Source organism: Methylophaga sp. UBA2496, from assembly GCF_002341635.1.
GTDB lineage: Bacteria > Pseudomonadota > Gammaproteobacteria > Nitrosococcales > Methylophagaceae > Methylophaga.
Map to the genome: position 1 here is coordinate 31,758 of NZ_DDOK01000003.1, position 17,437 is coordinate 49,194.

The following is a 17,437-nucleotide window of genomic DNA, read 5'->3' on the forward strand; positions in this document are numbered from 1 at the left end:
GCTTTATACAAAATCTAACTTAAAGTCATGCCAAAGTTTTGTTCAAATCGTGCAGCAAAGCTTTCAGCGGTAAATTGATGATTCTGAGTGCCATGCTGTTCAATTTTGATGGCACCTAATAATGACGCAATACGTCCAGTCATTTCCCAATCCTTGCCGTGCAAAATGCCATGTAATAATCCGGCACGATATGCATCGCCGCAACCTGTTGGATCCACGACTTTTTCGGCTTTGGCACAGGGTATATCAATACGTTTTCCCGCGGTATAAATATGCGATCCCTGGGCGCCACGAGTAATGATAAGCGCCTCAACCTGTTTGGCAATTTCTCCGGGTGGCAGGCCGGTTCTATCTTCAAATAACTGCGCTTCATAATCATTCAAGGCGATATAGGTTGCCTGCCGGGCAAATTGCAGCAAATCCTCGCCATCAAACATCGGCAACCCCTGGCCCGGATCAAAAATAAATGGAATGCCGGCATCCGCAAATTGCTGAGCGTGTTGAATCATACCGTCACGACCATCCGGAGCGATAATGCCCAGCCTGATATTTTGCGCTTCGGTGATTTTAGTTTCATGGGCCAGGTTCATGGCTCCGGGATGAAAAGCGGTGATCTGATTATCATCAATATCAGTGGTGATATAGGCCTGTGCTGTGAAATGATCGTCTTTGACATGTACATGCCGGCGATTGATGGCAAATTTATCCATCCATGCGGCATACGTACCAAAATCACTGCCGACTGTTCCCATCGGTACCGGTTCATCACCCAGCATTTTCATATTAAAAGCGATATTGCCGGCACAGCCACCAAACTCACGACGTAACTCCGGCACCAGAAACGCTACATTCAACATATGCACTTTGTCGGGCAGAATGTGATTTTTGAATTGATCCGGAAACACCATAATATTGTCGTAGGCAAATGAGCCACAGATAAGTACCGACATCTTTATTTATACCTCTTTTGTATGAATCTGTTGTATATCAGCCGTGACAGACAAATGACCGTCAATAAATGCAGTCAGGTGATGTCCCACAATCTGATAACGCCATCCTTGTAATAAAGCCAGTTCGGTTTCACCGCGAACAAGCTTTTCTATATCTTTACGACTGGCAACAGCAATGGGCGTGACGGATTGTTCATCACAGAATTTACGTAATAAAGCCATCAGTGCATCAATCAGAGCTTCCTGTTGATTACTCAGTGGTTCAGGTTTAAGTAAAATCGGCCACGCTTCAGGCGGCGTTTGTTTGGCTTTACTGATTACGTCAATAATGGCCCGGCCATTACGTTCAATATCCCGGGCTTCAAGACCGCGAATCTGACTGAGTTTTTCTATCTTTTCCGGTGCAAATCGTGCCAGATCCAACATGACTTCATCTTTGATTATCCAGCGTCTCGGGCGATCACGATCGATTGCCCGTTGTTCACGCCATGCTGCCAGTTGTTGAAGTATGGCCAGCTGAACGCCCTTCAATTTACCTGCCCCACGGATTTTGCGCCAGATGGTTTCAGGGTCTGCAATATAATTATCAGCGTTAGCAAGGGCTGAAAAATCTTCTTTGAGCCATTCAGTGCGTTGCTGCTTTTCCAAATCGGCAGACATCTGATGATAAAGTTCACGCAGATAACGCACATCATCAGCAGCATATTCCAGTTGTTCAGCGCTTAAAGGTCGCTGTGTCCAATCCGCACGGGAATGCGCTTTATCCAGATTGACATTGAGTCGCTGCTTAACCAGGTTGCCATATCCAATCTGATCACCATCACCCAGAATAGTCGCGGCCAACTGCGTATCAAACAGGTTTTGTGGAAGTGCATTTTTTAACAAATACAGTAGCTCCAGATCCTGTCGTGCAGCATGAAACACCAGGGTTATTTGCGGTTGATAAAGTAGATCAAGTAATGGTGTCAGATCTTTTACAGCGATAGGATCAACACAGGCAATAACATCATCGTTGGCAATCTGGATCAGGCATAGTTGGGGGTAGTAGGTTTTTTCACGCAGAAACTCTGTATCGATAGCCAGCCAATGGCTGTCCTGAATATCCTGGCAAAATTGTGTTAACGCCGCATCCGAATCAATGTAAAGAACAGTCATGTTATCCAGCTGAAAAAAAGCAACCAGTATAACTGTTTTTAGAGGGTGTTGCGGGCGTGCACCTGACTCACTATTTGTTCAATGGCTTCAATAATAATCTCAGGCTGTTCATGAGGAATAGCATGACCACTTTGATGGGCAAACATATGTGTACTGATAGGAGATAAACGCGACAAATCCTGTTGCAAAGTAATCCAGGTTTTTTCACGTTGCTGTTGGCTTAAATCACCATACCACTCTGGTTTTCCACGGCTGATTACGATTAATGGTACGACCGGTAAAGCTGAATTTTTCTGTAATTGCACTGAACTTTCATCCAGAGCTGAAATTTCTGCTCTGGCGGCATGAAAGGCACGTTCACGTAATATTGGAGGTTTATTCGCATGTGCCATACTATCCGTGGATTTCGGCAAAATCATGATGGTGCCACGTCGATTGAAATTGTTGGGTAGTTTGATTTGAAATTGTTTGTATTGATCTTCATGAGAGGCATCAACCAGCACCATGCCCGCGACCATCTGAGGGTTATTCGCTGCAAAAATACGGATGTTGTATCCACCAAATGAATGGCCCACCAGTATATATGGCGGAGGAATATCGGCCTGTTCAAGTAATGTCTCTAATTCATCGGCAATTCTGTTACTGGTTCTTGGCGATGGACCAAAATCACTCCAACCGTAACCCGGTCGATCAAAAACACATATCTTTGAATGATTTGAAACGGCTTGCTGTATAAGCTGCCAGTCAGTGGAATCATCGCCAAGACCAACATCCACAATAACAGTGGGACTGCCGGAGCCAGTACAATTAATGTGCAACTGATAGCCGCCAACATCGAAACGTTTTCCGGGAATCGCTGGAAATTCAGCAGCAATTAATGGTGCGGAAACAGACCAAAATACTAAAAAAGGCCAGATCAACGCTTTCATTCATTGGCTCCGATGCAGTTAACTTAACAGTTAAATTAAGAGATGAAATAAGCGTTAAAGTTCCGTAGTCTCCCAGGCAATTTTCTGCAGAATATCATTTTGATTAAATGGCCAGTTTATTTCACTGTTATCAGAAAACTTGATGACTGGAATGCGAACGCCATATTGTTCTACCAGATCATCATCGTCACCGATCTCAACGACATGTAAATTTATCTGTTCGGCGATGGCGAGCGTAATGACCTGTTCAATTGCAAGCTCGCATAAATGGCATCCAGCCGTGGAAAATAATTGCAGATTAATCATTTTTCGCGCAATCGAGGAATCAGTTCAACAAAGTTGCAAGGCCTGTGCCGGACATCCAGCTGATGTTGTAGAATGTCATCCCAAGCCGTTTTACACGCGCCGGATGACCCCGGAAGACAAAAGATAAACGTACCATTTGCTACGCCGGCGATGGCTCTTGATTGTATGGTTGATGTGCGGATAACGTCATAAGAGATTTGTCGGAACAGCTCACCAAACCCATTAATTTCTTTATCAAACAGTACCTGAACGGCTTCCGGGGTGCCATCTCTTCCGGTCAGCCCGGTGCCGCCGGTAGTGATAATGACATCAACCTGCTCATCGCAAATCCATCGCGAAACAATGGCGCGAATCTGATAAATATCATCAGTAACAATCTGTTTGTCGGCAAGTTCATGACCCGCAGAGAGCAAGCGGTCTTTTAACGTTTTACCGGATATGTCGTCGGTTTCTGTGCGGGTATCAGAAATCGTCAAAATGGCAATTTTGACAGCAATAAATTCACGATCCATGAGCAGTGTTTCTCGCATAGGAAGTTAGAAAACAAGTATAGTCAGCATATCGCTTAGGGTCTAGAATGCTACGCAATAGTGAGGAGTCATAACAATGAAAAAAATCTTATTAGTCTCAGCCATATCATCGGCGATCATTTTGTCAGGCTGTGCGGCAGACGATCCCAATATGCGAACTAAAAGAGGTGCAGCAATTGGTGCGGCTGCCGGTTCAATTATCGGATATGCCATTGATGATGGTGCCGGTGGCGTAATAGCCGGTGCTGCTGTCGGTACGCTGGCCGGTGCCGGTGTGGGACGTTATATGGATAACCAGCAACGTGAAATGAATGAGGCGTTGGCTCAGGAACAAGCCCGTAATGAATTGCAAATTCAGCAACTGCAGGACGAATCATTGAAAATTGATATTTCAAACGAAGTATCTTTTGATTTTGATAGCTCAGCCATCAAACCCGCGTTTGAACCGACGTTGAATAAAGTCGCTGATGTGCTGCAGCGTTATCCCAAGACCATAATTCATGTCATCGGACATACAGACAGCAAAGGGTCAGAAAGTTATAACCAGCAACTTTCTGAACGTAGAGCCCAATCCGTAACCAACTATTTTGCGGCACGAGGTGTGCTGAAAGAACGTCTGGTACCAATGGGACGTGGTGAACTTGAACCGCGTGCCACAAATGATACCGAAGCCGGGCGACAGTTGAATCGTCGTGTGGAAATAATTGTAAAACCTATTGTAGAGGGACAGGAAGCTGAAGCCTACCAAACGCCGTAAAGGCCCATCAGATAGAAACCAGGCACCATCGCAAGACCTGATTTTTGGTTTGCATGCAGTACAGGCGGCTCTTGAGTCGCCTGTTTCACGCGTGGCCGAAATCTGGATTTCGGATGAGCGACATGATCAACGTGTTGAAACTATATATAAGCTAGCGGGTGATTTGGGAATACGTTTACATAAAACCCAGCGTAAGCAACTGGATGATATGGTTCCGGAAAATCGACATCAGGGCTGTGTTGCCCGTTGTCATCCGTTGGCTGTTCTTGATGAAACAGATTTGGATGTATTGCTGGATAATTTGCAGCAAACGCCATTTCTATTAATTCTGGATGGTGTTCAGGATCCGCATAATCTTGGCGCTTGTCTGCGAACGGCAGAAGCGGCCGGAGCACATGCGGTGATTGCACCCAAAGATCGTGCATCTGGTTTGACGCCGACCGCAATTAAAATTTCCAGTGGTGCTGCTGAACGCTTACCCTTTATTCAGGTCACTAATCTTGCGCGCGTGTTAAGAGATTTGCAGCAACGGGGTATCTGGTTAGTGGGCACCTCAGGTGATAGCGAAATGAGTCTGTATCAGGCAGATCTTAAAGGGCCTTTAGCGATTATCCTTGGCGCCGAAGGTCAGGGCATCCGTCGTTTAACCAGAGACCACTGTGATCAGGTTATACACATTCCCATGCAAGGTGGTGCCGAAAGTCTCAACGTATCTGTAGCCGCTGGTGTTTGCTTATTTGAAGCGGATCGTCAACGACGCTTGTGAGCAGGTAGTAAAATAAAGTAAAATGCCAGATTGCCTTTCATAGGTAAAACTCCTTGCTTTCTGAAATTTTTCAGCAAGCTGTATAAACCGTGAGGAGCTCAAATTGAGACATTACGAAATCGTGTTTCTGGTCCACCCTGATCAGAGCGAACAAGTGCCCGGTATGATCGAGCGCTATACCCAAACATTGACTACTGCTGGTGGTCAGGTTCACCGTCTGGAAGACTGGGGCCGTCGTCAATTAGCTTATCCAATCAACAAAGTTCACAAAGCACATTATGTGTTAATGAATGTTGAATGTGATGTTGAGCAATTGAATGAAGTCACCACTGCTTTCCGTTTCAATGATGCCGTTATTCGTCACCTGGTTGTCAGCATGGACGAAGCTGTTACTGAAGCTTCACCAATGATGCGCAAAGACGACGAAAAACCCGCTTCACAAGCCTAATCAGGAGATATCACGATGGCACGTTTTTTCAGACGTAGAAAATTTTGTCGTTTCACTGCCGAAGGTGTGAAACAAATTGATTATAAAGACGTAAACCTGCTTAAAAATTTCGTTACTGAAACAGGTAAAATCGTCCCAAGTCGTATTACCGGTACAAAAGCTCGTTTCCAGCGTCAGCTGTCAACTTGTGTAAAACGTGCACGGTTTCTGGCATTGCTGCCTTACTGTGATATGCACAAGTAATTCAGCTTCCCAGTTGTAAGGTTAAGATCAAAATAATATGTTGCGTGGTATAGCTGATTTTGCAATGAAAGGTCGCTGGCAAGCTGCATTTGCAGCGGCTTTGCTATCGGTTGCTGCAATGTTGCTACCACCACTGAATTATCTCGCTAGCGGGGTAATTGTGTTAGCCACTTTACGTGTAGGCCCTAAAGAAGGGCTTCGTGTTATGGCGGCAACTTTGGTGGTATTTGCTATTGTAGCCGGATTGCTTTTAGGTCAGATCTGGATTGCTTTGGCACTATTGCTGACCAGTTGGTTACCGGCTTATTTGGTGACGCTGGTATTAGGATATAGTCGTTCACTGGAGCGGGCACTTCTGGCGGCAGCAGGTGCAGGTATCCTGGTAGTACTGATAGCACATATTTTCCTGTCCAGTCCGGCATTATGGTGGCAGGAAATGTTGGCACCATTCGTACAATTACTGTCAGAGCAATCTGGATGGCAACTGAATGCGGCAGAAACCCAAAACTTCCTGGTCCAAATGGCCGGCATGATGACGGGGCTGATGGCCGCTGCAGTAAGCGTCAATATTATTCTGGGTATTTTGATCGGTCGTGCGTGGCAAGCTGCGCTTTATAACGAAGGTGCTTTTGGCAGTGAATTTACTCAGATTTCGTTGGGTAAAACGCTGGCAATAATCACCGCGGTGCTGATGGGCTTGTCATTAACACCAATAGCCAGCTCGCTGACGCTATTGATAGATTGTTTACCGGTCCTGCTGGTGCTGTTTGCAATACAAGGTATTGCGGTAGCCCATGCAATCGTTCGGACTAAACAGAAATCGGTGGCCTGGTTAGTGGTTATGTATGTGCTGATGGTGCTTATGCTGCCGCAGATGTTGATTTTGACCGCCTCACTGGGTGTATTGGAACAATGGTTTAATTTTCGCAAACGCTCAATAGCGTAATGCGGTTATTTATAAGCAGTCTTTGACTGCGAATGAGGGTTAGAACGATGCAAGTAATTTTGCTGGAAAAAGTTCAAAAGCTTGGTAATTTGGGTGACGAAGTGAGCGTTAAAGCTGGCTATGGTCGCAACTATCTGGTTCCTGCTGGTAAGGCATTGCCTGCCAACAAGAATAACAGAGAAAAATTTGAAGAACGTCGTGCTGAATTAGAAGCGGCGGCGGCCAAATTACTTACTGCAGCTCAAGAACGTGAGAAAAAACTGGTTGCAGCTGGTGATGTTGATATCATGGCTAATGCTGGTGTTGAAGGTAAACTGTTCGGTTCAGTCACTGCTGCGGATATCGCTGATGCGGTAAATGCAAAAGGTGCTGATGTAGATCGTAACGAAGTTCGTTTACCAACAGGTCCTTTGCGTCACACAGGTGAATACAACATTGATGTGCAATTGCATGCTGATGTTGTCGTCAGTGTGAAAGTAAATATCACTTCAGAAGCTGAACTTGCAGCCATTGCTGCTGCAGAAGAAGCGCGTAAAGCACGTGAAGCTTCACGTGAAGAAGCTGAAGCGATCGCTAAAGCGCAAGAACAAGAGTAAGAAGTTTGAACGACAGGGGCATAGTAAAATCTATGCCCCTGTTATTTTTGTGATTCAGGTATATTGAATCAAATGCTTGTTTAATCAGCTTGGACAATTGCTGTGGAACAGATAACTTATCCAGAAAGCTATCAAGACAGCGCAACTCAGGCCCTGAAGGTCCCTCCGCATTCTGTTGAAGCTGAACAATCAGTGTTGGGCGGACTAATGCTTGATAACAGTGCCTGGGAGCAGGTTTCTGATTTATTGGTCGAGCAGGATTTCTACCGCCACGATCATCAGCTTATATTCCGCGGCATCGCCGAGTTAATGGAACAGGCTAATCCGGTTGACGTCATCACGCTGGCCGAATGGCATAATCAACGTGGCGAGCTCGATAAAGTCGGTGAACTCGCTTATCTTGGCGCCCTCGCGCGCAATACTCCCAGTGCAGCCAATATCAAAGCGTATGCTTCAATCGTGCGTGAACGTTCGATTCTGCGTCAGCTGATTCAGATTGGTAATAATATTGCCAATATGGCCTTTACGCCGGAAGGGCGAAATAGTGAAGAAATGCTCGACACCGCTGAGCGTCGCGTTTTCGAAATCGCTGAAAAAGGTGCAAAACGTGGCGGCGGGTTTATTCAGGTCAAAGATGTCCTGAGTAAAGTCGTTGATAAAATTGATACGCTGTTTGAACAGGATAGTGGTATCACTGGTTTACCGACCGGTTTTATTGATTTTGATGATCAGACTTCAGGTTTACAGCCTGCTGATTTGGTCATTATCGCGGGCCGTCCATCGATGGGTAAAACCACCTTTGCCATGAATATTGCTGAAAATGCCGCGATTCACAGTAAACAGCCCGTTGCGGTATTCAGTATGGAGATGCCTGCTGACTCACTAGCTATGCGTATGTTGTCATCATTAGGGCGTATCGATCAGCATCGTTTACGTACCGGTCGATTGAATGATGATGACTGGCCACGACTGACATCGGCAATAGCGTTATTAAATGAAGCACCTTTATTTATTGATGATACCGGTGGGTTAACACCATCTGAACTCAGGGCCAGGGCAAGACGTTTAAAACGTGAGCATGGCCTTAGTCTTATCATTGTTGATTACCTGCAGCTAATGAGTGGCAGTTCCAATGGTCGACAGGCTGAAAACCGTACCAACGAGATTTCTGAAATCTCCCGTTCATTAAAAGCACTGGCCAAAGAGCTCAATGTGCCGGTGATTGCGTTATCTCAGTTAAACCGTTCACTTGAGCAGAGACCGAATAAACGCCCGGTTATGTCGGATCTGCGTGAGTCAGGAGCGATTGAGCAGGATGCCGATATCATTGTATTTATCTATCGTGATGAAGTTTACAACGAAGATTCTGCAGAAAAGGGTAAAGCGGAGATCATTATCAGTAAACAGCGTAATGGTCCGATCGGTACGGTGGCGTTAACCTTCCAGGGCAAATACACCCGGTTTGAAAATTTTGCCCCTGCTTATTATCAAGATTACGGTGATAATGAATCGTGAGTCGTTATCCGTTTGCCCGAATCGATCTGGCAGCACTGAAACATAATCTGCAGCAAGTTCGTCAATACGCCCCAGATAGTAAAGTGATGTCGGTGATTAAAGCCGATGCCTATGGACATGGTGTTATTCAGGTTGCGCATGCACTCATGCAAAGTGATGCATTTGCCGTGGCCCGATTTAGTGAAGCATTAACGCTCCGGAAACATGGATTTGACCAGCCCATTACCATTTTCGAAGGTGTCAGCACAATTGAAGAATGGCAGCTGGCTGCTGAATTTGAGTTGACGCCGGTTTTGCATCAGCAACAGCATCTTGAGTTGTTATTGAAAGCGAAAACCAGTCAGCCGCTACCATTAATATGGTTGATGCTGGAAACCGGCATGCACCGTCTTGGTTTACCGCAACAGGACGTAATACAGATTATAGATGCATTGGAAAAACGTGCAGATCTGGTGAATAAGCTTGGTTTGATGAGTCATTTTGCCAACTCGGATTTGTTAAATGATGCACGTAATATCCAACAGTTAACGGTTATGAAAAATCTGGCTGAAACAACTGGATTGCCCGTTTGTATGGCTAATTCAGCTGCGATAATCAGTCTGCCTGAATCCCATTATGACTGGATACGGCCCGGTCTGATGCTGTATGGTGCTTCGCCGTTTGCCGATAAATCAGGGGCTGATGTTGGACTCAAACCGGTCATGCAATTGATCTCAAAACTGATTGCTACCCAGCAATTAAAACCCGGGGATCAAGTCGGCTATGGCGGTCAGTGGTCAGCAGACAAACCCATACGCATGGGGGTAGTCAGTATTGGTTATGGTGATGGTTACAGTCGACATTTATCCAATGCTGGTGAGGTCATTATTCGAGGTCAACGCATTCCTGTTATTGGTCGCGTATCTATGGATACTATTTGTGTGAATCTGGAGTCTTGTCCACAGGCACAACTGGATGATGAAGTCATTATCTGGGGAGCCGATACATTGGCAGTTGAATGGCTAGCCAATAGAGCCGGAACGATACCTTACGAATTACTGACCTGTGTGACACCCAGGGTTAACCGGGAGTATCTTGATGGCTAAAGCCAAGCGGGTGTATGTTTGCCGGGAATGTGGTGCTCAGACACCACAATGGGCGGGACGCTGTGCGGATTGTGGTGCGTGGAACAGTCTTGAAGAATCAGTGCAGAGCAGCGCCAAACCAACCACTGCAATGAATAAACATACTGGCTACGCCGGCCAGCAACAAAACACTGTTCAGGCATTAAAAACCATTACATCAGAGCAGGCTGTGCGCTGGTCAACCGGATTGCCGGAATTGGATCGCGTGCTGGGTGGGGGACTGGTCACCGGTTCCGTGGTGTTAATAGGTGGTGATCCCGGTATTGGCAAGTCGACTTTATTATTACAAGCCATGGCGAGTATGGCAGAGTTAAGCGGTATTAATCCGCTGTATATCAGTGGTGAAGAATCCCTGCAGCAAATTCGACTGCGGGCTGAACGTTTGCAATTGCAGGAAACGCCGGTGGATCTGCTGGCGGAAACCCATGCTGAACAAATGATGGCCATTGCCCAGCAACGCCAGCCTCAGGTCATGGTCATTGATTCGATTCAAACAGTATTTACCGAGTTGCTGCAATCGGCACCTGGCACTGTGGCGCAGGTAAGGGAAAGTGCAGCGCAATTAGTTCGCTTTGCCAAATCCAGCGGTATCACCATGATTCTGGTGGGACATGTAACTAAACAGGGTGCATTGGCAGGACCACGTGTTCTGGAACATATGGTCGATACCGTGTTGTATTTTGAAGGTGACAGCTCGACACGATTCCGTATTTTACGTGCAGTTAAAAACCGCTTTGGCGCGGTTAATGAGCTGGGCGTATTTGCCATGACAGAACTTGGATTGAAAGAAGTCAGTAATCCTTCAGCCATCTTTTTATCTCGTGGAGAACAGGCCGTTCCCGGCAGCATGATCACGGTGATTCGCGAAGGCAGTCGTCCGATGCTTGTGGAAGTGCAGGCATTGGTCGATGAAAGTCCATTGGGCAATCCACGGCGTGTCTCGGTAGGTTTGGAACAAAATCGTCTGGCGATGTTACTGGCTATTTTGCACCGCCATGGCGGTATTACCTGTCATGATCAGGATGTCTTTATCAATGTGGTGGGGGGCGTTAAACTCAGTGAAACCGGTGCCGATCTGGCGGTATTAACAGCCGTTATTTCCAGTTTGCGTAATAAAGCGATTCCACAAGACTGGGTGGTCTTCGGAGAGGTCGGATTAACGGGGGAAATTCGTCCGGTTCAGGCAGGCGAAGAACGAATCCGCGATGCGGGTAAACACGGCTTTAAAGTGGCCTTGGTGCCCGCTGCCAATGCACCGCGTAAGTCGATTTCAGGTTTGAAAGTGATAGCCGTGCATCATTTACAACAGGCTATTGAGGCGCTTAAAGAAGGCTGGCAGTGATCATTATTGGTTCTAGTTATCCGGCATGTCCAGCAGGGCGGATAACTCCCGATGCAATAAGCCTTCATCGGCAAGGTTCAGTTCAACCAGCCTTTTTAAATGGGTAATACTGTCAAGGTCAATCAGCTGGCAGTGAAAGCCGATACTCTGTGTATCCATATGCGCTACCTCAGCCTGCATCTTAATCACAATTTGAGCATTTTCGAGCAATAGATCAACATTAAAGACATCAGCCAACTTTGCTGACCAATTGTCCGGACGGCCAATCAATAATCCATTCAGCGAGATATCAATAACCGTACAATTTAAATAGACATCACCATGGGGCGCAATGACATGTGCGTTGGCAGCAAATGGAATGCGACTGAAATATCTGCGTTCCTCCGACATTGGTGGTCTCCTGTTTATAGTAAGACTGATACTATCATTATTTCAAATAAGGAGTCATTGCAGATGTTGTGGGTAAAAGCGTTTCATTTAATGGCTGTTGTCACCTGGTTTGCCGCTTTATTTTATCTGCCAAGGTTGTTTGTCTATCACGCCATGTGCGATGACCGGGCTGGTAACGAACGGTTTAAAATCATGGAGCGAAAATTATACCGGGGCATCATGACACCAAGTGCTGTTATTGCCCTGTTATTAGGTATCTGGTTAATGAGTTATTACACGCTGGAACAATTAAAAACTATGTACTGGTTACACGCTAAACTGACGCTGGTGTTGTTACTGTTTGTTTATCATGGAATGTGTGGTCGCATGCTCAAACAATTTGCTGCGGATAACAATCAACGTAGTCACGTGTTTTACCGCTGGTTTAACGAAATGCCGGTATTAATTTTGATTGCCGTGATGATTCTGGCTGTGGTGAAACCTTTTTAAAAAAAAAGCCCCTGCGAGAGGGGCTTTTCTTCAATCTGACAGTTAATCTATATATTCAAAAATTTTCACTACTCGTAAAACACCTTTAGTCGTTCGTGTAACAGCAACGGCCTGGTCAGCTTCTTCACGGGTAACTTTACCCATCAGATAAACAACACCGCGTTCAGTCACGACTTTGACAAAGAAAGGATCAACATTTTCATCCTGGGTCATTTTGGTTTTTACTTTCGTAGTGATCCAACTGTCACTGCTGCGTGAAGTTAACGCACTCGGGCCAGAGATAGCCAGCTCGTTAAACACCTTACGTACTTTCGGAATATCTTTAACCAGGTTTTCAGCTTTTTGCTTGAGAGCCTCAGTAGGCGTTTCACCAGACAGCAACAGAAAGCCATTGTAACTGGTCACGTTAATGTTACTTTGGCTGTGAATGTCTTTATCCTGAAAAATGGCATATTTGGCTTTTGCTTCAATAGTTTGATCGTCTAAAACTGCTCCAGCTGTTCGGCGATCATAGGCGACCGCTGCAGTGGTTGCTGCACCACCGACCACAACAGCCGCGCAGGCTTGCAACAACATTATGGGTATCAGTAACATAAAAACCAGTCTAATTTGGTACATGGATTTGTTCCTCGTTGAATGAGCGCAGATAAAAGTGTTGCTTAGTTTAGTTGAAATGCATCCCGAATCCACACAATTTTATCTGCTGTGCCGGCAGTGATGGCGATGACATCAAAGCGGCAATTGTGTGACCATCCGGATTGCATTAAATAATGTTGAGCTGTGATGATGATACGTGATTGTTTAAAGCTTGTAATACTTTCCAGCGCGCCACCATGTGAGTGATTGCGGCGATATCGAACTTCAACAAAAACCAGGGTTTGTTCATCCTGCATTATCAGGTCAATTTCACCACGACGACAATGAAAGTTACGCTGAATCAGCTTTAAACCTTGCTGTTGTAAATAATCACAAGCTAATTGCTCCGCCTGCTTTCCAGACTGGAGATGCTTTGCCATTCGCCCTTAATCTCTTTGTAGCGGTTCAATCAAGCCGTTGCGGATAGTGGCGATTGGCATCAAACGTTCAATCTGACCTTGCTCATTAATTGTCAGTTCACCGGTCGCTCCCTGATATTTTTCATCTTCAGAGCTACTCATGGCGGTCAGGAAAGGAATCATTCTATAAGCATCAACACCCAGCGCGGCCAAACGCAGGAATGAGCCTATATCACCACTCGCTTGCCGACGAACAGCTGAATAGGCAGGATCTTGTTCCGACTGTTCCGTAAACATCCAGGGAATATCAGTAAAAATCAAACCATTCAAATCAATGTCTTGCTGGGCATTCGCTTCACCACCGTACGCATGTGAGGTGGCAAGTATCGGTAACTGACCTGAACGATGGAAACGAAGTTGCGTTACCAGCTGACGTGCCTTCAAAGGTCTGCCGACCATAAACAGAAAATCGACATCCTGGCGTCTTCTCGGTTCAAACTCCAGAGATTGTCCTAATGTGCGTCGCAGGTTCTGATAACGCTGATTACTGCTTTCGACTCCCAGGATTGGTGTCAGGATATGCGAATAGTCATTCTCTGCTTCATCATATTTTGCACGGGTAACCAGCTGGCCGCCTGAGGTTTGCCATTCTTCGGCAAAAGCGGCTGCCACCCTGTCACCCCATTCACTGCGGGGGCTCAACACGATGGCCCGTTTATATCCCATTTTATTAGCATGCTCAGCCTGGCTACGTGCATCATCTTCTGGTGCCAGAGCAAATTGAAAGAAATTTGAATGATCATTGGATTGACTGATTCGATTCAGTGCTAATACCGGAACTGATAAGGTCTGATGTGCTGCCAGTAATTCAACTGATACCTTATCTAACGGTCCAATAACAATATTGGCCCCGTCCGCCACCGCTTTTTCATACTGTGAGATAACATTTTTAGAGTCAGGCGTATTACCGGTGCGAACATCATAGAATTGCAAGCGAACGTTGGAACGGGCATTAAAATGTGCCGCAATGATGCCTTGACGGATTGCCTGGGCGGCATTTGCTGCAGGACCGGACTCAGGCAATAAAATTCCAATCAATTCCAGTTGCTCAGGAAGGCGAATAGGCGTTTTAATCGATTTCTTCAGTTGTTCGACGTTGGCTGGATGATTTGGATAGCTGAATTCCCAATCTTCAATGGCAACTTCCATTGCTTCTGGATTATTTTCATAGGCTTTAACAGCATAGGCCAAGGCAAACCAGCCACTATCTTCCGCCGGAGGCTGACCGGGATTATATAAATCCAAAGCCTGTGGTGTCATTTTCATCAATGTCTGCCACAATGCTAAATGATTATTTTCACGATCATTCTCCGCCAGCATTGGATCCAGTCGGATATGTGCCAAGGCTTTTTCCAACCAGTTTTCAGTCAGATCATAAGCTGTTATCCGCAGTTCCAGAATACGTTTTTGTTGAGCTGCATTGGCGGAATCAAAGTCTACTTTATCCAGATGTTGTAATGCACTTAGGCCATCCAGATCCAAAAGCGCAATATCGGCACGTAACAGATTCGCTGTAAGTTGTTCACGTGATGTCAGTTGCTGCAGGTTGGTTTCAGCGAGCAGAGCTTCTGCTTCTGCCAACTCACCTAATTCATAGTGCATCATTGCAGCGCGATATTGAAATGCTGATTTGAGTGCGCCTTCTGATTCCGCCGCTTTGGCTATATATTGTTCAGCGGCCACTGCATAATCGCCTTGTTTTTCTGCCTCGGATACCAAGGACGTCATATCAGGAGCTGATGGTTTTGTTTCCATAGATATCGGCTGACAGGCTGATAATGTCAGTAAGGTCAACAATATAAGCAGGGCGGAAAATCGTTGCGTCATAAGTTACATCAAATTTAGTTCGGAGAAGGCATCATCTTACCTGTTCGCGTATATTACGACCAGAATCAATATTTCTTTTCAGGATATACGCCGTGAAAGACGCCACAGCCGCACTTTATATTGTTGCCACGCCAATCGGCAATCTCGCCGATATTTCAGCGCGCGCTATTGACGTTCTGTCTTCAGTCGATTTAATTGCCGCTGAGGACACTCGTCATAGCAAATTTCTGTTGCAACATCATGGTATCGAAACATCAACTATTTCATTACACGAACATAATGAGCAGCAGCGCAGTGAATTATTGTTATCAAAAATAGTGGATGGTAATTCAATTGCACTGATTTCTGATGCTGGCACACCATTAATCAGCGATCCGGGTTTTCGGTTAGTCAATATGGCACGTGAAAAGGGTATTAAGGTCGTTCCTATTCCTGGTGCCTGTGCCGTTATCACCGCCTTATCCGCTTCTGGATTATCTGCTGAACGCTTTACTTTTGAAGGTTTTCTGCCACCGAAAGTGACTGCTCGCCGCCAGGCTTTGGAAAAGCTTGTGAGCGAGCCGCGGACGATGATTTTTTACGAAAGTCCTAAAAGGATGGTCGGTTGCTTGCAGGATATGCTGGCCGTATTTGGAGGGGAGCGTAAAGCCTGTTTGGCACGTGAACTGACAAAAATGTTTGAAACCATTGTTACGCTGCCATTAGCGGAATTGGTTGAGATTGTCATCATGGATACCAATCATCAAAAAGGTGAAATAGTTTTGCTTGTTGAAGGAGAATCTACGGTGGCTGACACCGATGAAACGGAGCAGGCTCGGGTGTTACAAATTTTGCTTAACGAAGTGCCTTTAAAACAAGCAGCGAGCATCACAGCGTCCATTCTGGGTATCAAAAAAAATAAAGCCTATGACATGGCGTTGAAACTTCAGCAAAAATAAAGCTGCTCCGGTAAAATGGTCGGTTGAGATGGCCAGACAATCGCGCTTGATGTCCGTAAGGATTCAGAGTGAGGAAAGTCCGGGCTCCACAGGGTAAGGTGCCAGGTAACACCTGGGGGACGTAAGTCCACGGCCAGTGCAACAGAGAGTAAACCGCCTGAATGAAAGTTCAGGTAAGGGTGAAAGGGTGCGGTAAGAGCGCACCGCGCTTCTGGTAACAGAAGTGGCATGGTAAACCCCACCAGGAGCAAGACCAAATAGAGGAACAAATGCTTCGGCATGACATGCGGCCCGCATGGTTCCCGGGTAGGTTGCTTGAGGCAGATGGTGACATCTGTCCCAGATGAATGATTGTCCACGACAGAACCCGGCTTATCGGCCATCTCAAACTTTTTCTGTTTCACCCATCTGAAAATATTTTTTCTGCGAGTCAAATTCTGCCTTTATTCTAGAATCTACTTTAACTTCCGATGCCAGTTTTTTGATAAGAAATAAGTCCTCATTTTTACCTTGATCCACATTTCTCCCACTTTTATGAAAATGCGCTAAGTCCTTGTCGTAAAAAGAGGATTTACTTAATTTTCGTGCTTGACTTCGTTATGTTGCACTCCTATAGTGTCGGAAAGTGGGGAAAAGTGGATCTTTGTGGATCCTTCAATTTGAGGACGAACAGTGTTTCGAGGCGTAGCAACTTTCAATCTGGATGCAAAAGGACGGATGGCCATTCCTGCCAAGTTCCGTAAGCATCTTGATGTCTGCTGCGAAGGCCGTTTGGTCATTACCATCGATCACTCAGATCACTGTTTACAGCTATATCCATTGCCTGAATGGGAAGCAGTTGAACAAAAATTATCCGCATTACCAAGTTTGAATCCTCAGGTTCGTCGTTTAAAACGCATGCTGCTTGGATATGCCACAGAATGTGAAATGGATAGTAATGGCCGTATTTTATTACCAGCTAAATTACGTGAATTTGCAGGATTAGATAAAAATATCGTGATGATAGGTCAGGGGAATAAGTTTGAACTGTGGGATGAGCAAACCTGGAACACCTTGATGGACGAATGTTTGCAGGAAGACTTCGACGCAATACTGCCAGCTGAACTCGAAACGCTATCGATATAGGGAGGA

Annotated in this window: 21 protein-coding genes, 1 other RNA gene and 1 pseudogene; 13 read left to right on the forward strand and 10 right to left on the reverse strand. The window is 45.7% G+C overall.

Annotated features, from left to right (window positions below; translation table 11 throughout):
- Positions 1 to 14 precede the first annotated feature (14 nt).
- From B2W60_RS00930 to moaB, 5 genes are read right to left on the reverse strand one after another with little or no spacing between them, the layout of a single operon-like run.
- The gene (locus B2W60_RS00930) at positions 15 to 950 is read right to left on the reverse strand and encodes a carbohydrate kinase family protein (RefSeq protein ID WP_292361858.1); all 936 of its coding nucleotides are present in this window, start codon (positions 948 to 950) and stop codon (positions 15 to 17) included.
- 6 nt (positions 951 to 956) lie between these two features.
- Positions 957 to 2,105, reverse strand: coding sequence for a ribonuclease D (rnd, locus tag B2W60_RS00935; RefSeq protein WP_292361859.1), 1,149 nt, complete (start codon positions 2,103 to 2,105; stop codon positions 957 to 959).
- Between the two features lie 38 nt (positions 2,106 to 2,143).
- Complete coding sequence (locus tag B2W60_RS00940) at positions 2,144 to 3,034, reverse strand: alpha/beta fold hydrolase (RefSeq protein ID WP_292361860.1); 891 nt, start codon at positions 3,032 to 3,034, stop codon at positions 2,144 to 2,146.
- 54 nt (positions 3,035 to 3,088) lie between these two features.
- Positions 3,089 to 3,340, reverse strand: a complete 252-nt coding sequence (locus B2W60_RS00945) for a glutaredoxin family protein (RefSeq protein WP_292361861.1) — start codon at positions 3,338 to 3,340, stop codon at positions 3,089 to 3,091.
- Positions 3,337 to 3,852: a molybdenum cofactor biosynthesis protein B gene (gene moaB, locus B2W60_RS00950; protein WP_292361862.1), complete on the reverse strand. Its 516-nt coding sequence runs from the start codon at positions 3,850 to 3,852 to the stop codon at positions 3,337 to 3,339. The genes B2W60_RS00945 and moaB overlap by 4 nt, the downstream gene beginning before the upstream one ends.
- Before the next feature lie 94 nt (positions 3,853 to 3,946).
- On the opposite strand from moaB, the gene B2W60_RS00955 reads away from it, so the two are divergent.
- From B2W60_RS00955 to radA, 9 genes and pseudogenes are all read left to right on the forward strand, one after another.
- A complete protein-coding gene (locus tag B2W60_RS00955; RefSeq protein ID WP_292361863.1) occupies positions 3,947 to 4,627 on the forward strand; it encodes an OmpA family protein in 681 nt (226 codons plus the stop codon).
- Positions 4,628 to 4,664: 37 nt separating this feature from the next.
- Positions 4,665 to 5,393, forward strand: a complete 729-nt coding sequence (gene rlmB, locus B2W60_RS00960) for a 23S rRNA (guanosine(2251)-2'-O)-methyltransferase RlmB (RefSeq protein WP_292361913.1) — start codon at positions 4,665 to 4,667, stop codon at positions 5,391 to 5,393.
- A gap of 103 nt (positions 5,394 to 5,496) precedes the next feature.
- Positions 5,497 to 5,841: a 30S ribosomal protein S6 gene (gene rpsF / locus B2W60_RS00965; protein ID WP_292361864.1), complete on the forward strand. Its 345-nt coding sequence runs from the start codon at positions 5,497 to 5,499 to the stop codon at positions 5,839 to 5,841.
- A gap of 15 nt (positions 5,842 to 5,856) precedes the next feature.
- Positions 5,857 to 6,084 (forward strand): 30S ribosomal protein S18, encoded by a 228-nt coding sequence (gene rpsR, locus B2W60_RS00970; RefSeq protein ID WP_292357806.1) that lies wholly within the window; start codon positions 5,857 to 5,859, stop codon positions 6,082 to 6,084.
- Between the two features lie 37 nt (positions 6,085 to 6,121).
- Positions 6,122 to 7,030, forward strand: coding sequence for a DUF2232 domain-containing protein (locus B2W60_RS00975; protein WP_292361865.1), 909 nt, complete (start codon positions 6,122 to 6,124; stop codon positions 7,028 to 7,030).
- Positions 7,031 to 7,077: 47 nt separating this feature from the next.
- Positions 7,078 to 7,521: pseudogene (gene rplI, locus B2W60_RS00980) on the forward strand (50S ribosomal protein L9); the annotation flags it as partial.
- A 207-nt stretch (positions 7,522 to 7,728) separates the two neighbouring features.
- Positions 7,729 to 9,141, forward strand: coding sequence for a replicative DNA helicase (dnaB, locus tag B2W60_RS00985; RefSeq protein WP_292361866.1), 1,413 nt, complete (start codon positions 7,729 to 7,731; stop codon positions 9,139 to 9,141).
- Positions 9,138 to 10,226: an alanine racemase gene (alr, locus tag B2W60_RS00990; protein ID WP_292361867.1), complete on the forward strand. Its 1,089-nt coding sequence runs from the start codon at positions 9,138 to 9,140 to the stop codon at positions 10,224 to 10,226. Before dnaB ends, alr begins: the two co-directional genes overlap by 4 nt.
- Positions 10,219 to 11,607 carry a DNA repair protein RadA gene (radA, locus tag B2W60_RS00995; protein ID WP_292361868.1) on the forward strand — a complete coding sequence of 463 codons (1,389 nt, stop codon included), beginning with the start codon at positions 10,219 to 10,221 and terminating at the stop codon, positions 11,605 to 11,607. Before alr ends, radA begins: the two co-directional genes overlap by 8 nt.
- Positions 11,608 to 11,619: 12 nt before the next feature.
- On the opposite strand, the gene B2W60_RS01000 is transcribed toward radA, so the two are convergent.
- Positions 11,620 to 11,997 (reverse strand): PilZ domain-containing protein, encoded by a 378-nt coding sequence (locus tag B2W60_RS01000; protein ID WP_292361869.1) that lies wholly within the window; start codon positions 11,995 to 11,997, stop codon positions 11,620 to 11,622.
- Positions 11,998 to 12,054: 57 nt separating this feature from the next.
- Here B2W60_RS01000 and hemJ point away from each other — a divergent pair, with 57 nt between their 5' ends.
- Positions 12,055 to 12,486, forward strand: coding sequence for a protoporphyrinogen oxidase HemJ (gene hemJ, locus B2W60_RS01005; RefSeq protein WP_339612297.1), 432 nt, complete (start codon positions 12,055 to 12,057; stop codon positions 12,484 to 12,486).
- A 42-nt stretch (positions 12,487 to 12,528) separates the two neighbouring features.
- Here hemJ and B2W60_RS01010 read toward each other — a convergent pair whose 3' ends face one another.
- Genes B2W60_RS01010 through B2W60_RS01020 form a run of 3 tightly spaced genes read right to left on the reverse strand, consistent with a single transcriptional unit; the run spans position 12,529 to position 15,368 of the window.
- Positions 12,529 to 13,104, reverse strand: coding sequence for a BON domain-containing protein (locus tag B2W60_RS01010; RefSeq protein WP_292361871.1), 576 nt, complete (start codon positions 13,102 to 13,104; stop codon positions 12,529 to 12,531).
- 41 nt (positions 13,105 to 13,145) lie between these two features.
- Complete coding sequence (locus tag B2W60_RS01015; protein ID WP_292361872.1) at positions 13,146 to 13,502, reverse strand: YraN family protein; 357 nt, start codon at positions 13,500 to 13,502, stop codon at positions 13,146 to 13,148.
- A 6-nt stretch (positions 13,503 to 13,508) separates the two neighbouring features.
- Complete coding sequence (locus B2W60_RS01020) at positions 13,509 to 15,368, reverse strand: penicillin-binding protein activator (protein ID WP_292361873.1); 1,860 nt, start codon at positions 15,366 to 15,368, stop codon at positions 13,509 to 13,511.
- 92 nt (positions 15,369 to 15,460) lie between these two features.
- Between B2W60_RS01020 and rsmI the strand changes: the two genes are divergently transcribed.
- Together rsmI and rnpB are read left to right on the forward strand one after the other, a co-directional pair.
- Complete coding sequence (gene rsmI, locus B2W60_RS01025) at positions 15,461 to 16,306, forward strand: 16S rRNA (cytidine(1402)-2'-O)-methyltransferase (RefSeq protein ID WP_292361874.1); 846 nt, start codon at positions 15,461 to 15,463, stop codon at positions 16,304 to 16,306.
- 24 nt (positions 16,307 to 16,330) lie between these two features.
- An RNA gene (gene rnpB, locus B2W60_RS01030) (RNase P RNA component class A) lies at positions 16,331 to 16,697 on the forward strand.
- Here rnpB and B2W60_RS01035 read toward each other — a convergent pair.
- Entirely contained in the window at positions 16,691 to 16,825 is a 135-nt protein-coding gene (locus B2W60_RS01035; protein WP_292361875.1) for a hypothetical protein, read from the reverse strand. The two genes, rnpB and B2W60_RS01035, sit on opposite strands and share 7 nt — an antisense overlap.
- A gap of 153 nt (positions 16,826 to 16,978) precedes the next feature.
- Between B2W60_RS01035 and mraZ the strand changes: the two genes are divergently transcribed.
- On the forward strand, positions 16,979 to 17,431 hold the full coding sequence (gene mraZ, locus B2W60_RS01040; protein ID WP_292361876.1) for a division/cell wall cluster transcriptional repressor MraZ: 453 nt from the start codon (positions 16,979 to 16,981) through the stop codon (positions 17,429 to 17,431).
- Positions 17,432 to 17,437 lie beyond the last annotated feature (6 nt).

Coding starts and splice junctions, on each gene's coding strand:
- B2W60_RS00930 (WP_292361858.1), bottom strand. CDS start 950: ATGTCGGTACTTATCTGTGGCTCATTTGCCTACGACAATATTATGGTG.
- rnd (WP_292361859.1), bottom strand. CDS start 2,105: ATGACTGTTCTTTACATTGATTCGGATGCGGCGTTAACACAATTTTGC.
- B2W60_RS00940 (WP_292361860.1), bottom strand. CDS start 3,034: ATGAAAGCGTTGATCTGGCCTTTTTTAGTATTTTGGTCTGTTTCCGCA.
- B2W60_RS00945 (WP_292361861.1), bottom strand. CDS start 3,340: ATGATTAATCTGCAATTATTTTCCACGGCTGGATGCCATTTATGCGAG.
- moaB (WP_292361862.1), bottom strand. CDS start 3,852: ATGGATCGTGAATTTATTGCTGTCAAAATTGCCATTTTGACGATTTCT.
- B2W60_RS00955 (WP_292361863.1), top strand. CDS start 3,947: ATGAAAAAAATCTTATTAGTCTCAGCCATATCATCGGCGATCATTTTG.
- rpsR (WP_292357806.1), top strand. CDS start 5,857: ATGGCACGTTTTTTCAGACGTAGAAAATTTTGTCGTTTCACTGCCGAA.
- B2W60_RS00975 (WP_292361865.1), top strand. CDS start 6,122: ATGTTGCGTGGTATAGCTGATTTTGCAATGAAAGGTCGCTGGCAAGCT.
- radA (WP_292361868.1), top strand. CDS start 10,219: ATGGCTAAAGCCAAGCGGGTGTATGTTTGCCGGGAATGTGGTGCTCAG.
- B2W60_RS01000 (WP_292361869.1), bottom strand. CDS start 11,997: ATGTCGGAGGAACGCAGATATTTCAGTCGCATTCCATTTGCTGCCAAC.
- B2W60_RS01010 (WP_292361871.1), bottom strand. CDS start 13,104: ATGTACCAAATTAGACTGGTTTTTATGTTACTGATACCCATAATGTTG.
- B2W60_RS01015 (WP_292361872.1), bottom strand. CDS start 13,502: ATGGCAAAGCATCTCCAGTCTGGAAAGCAGGCGGAGCAATTAGCTTGT.
- B2W60_RS01020 (WP_292361873.1), bottom strand. CDS start 15,368: ATGACGCAACGATTTTCCGCCCTGCTTATATTGTTGACCTTACTGACA.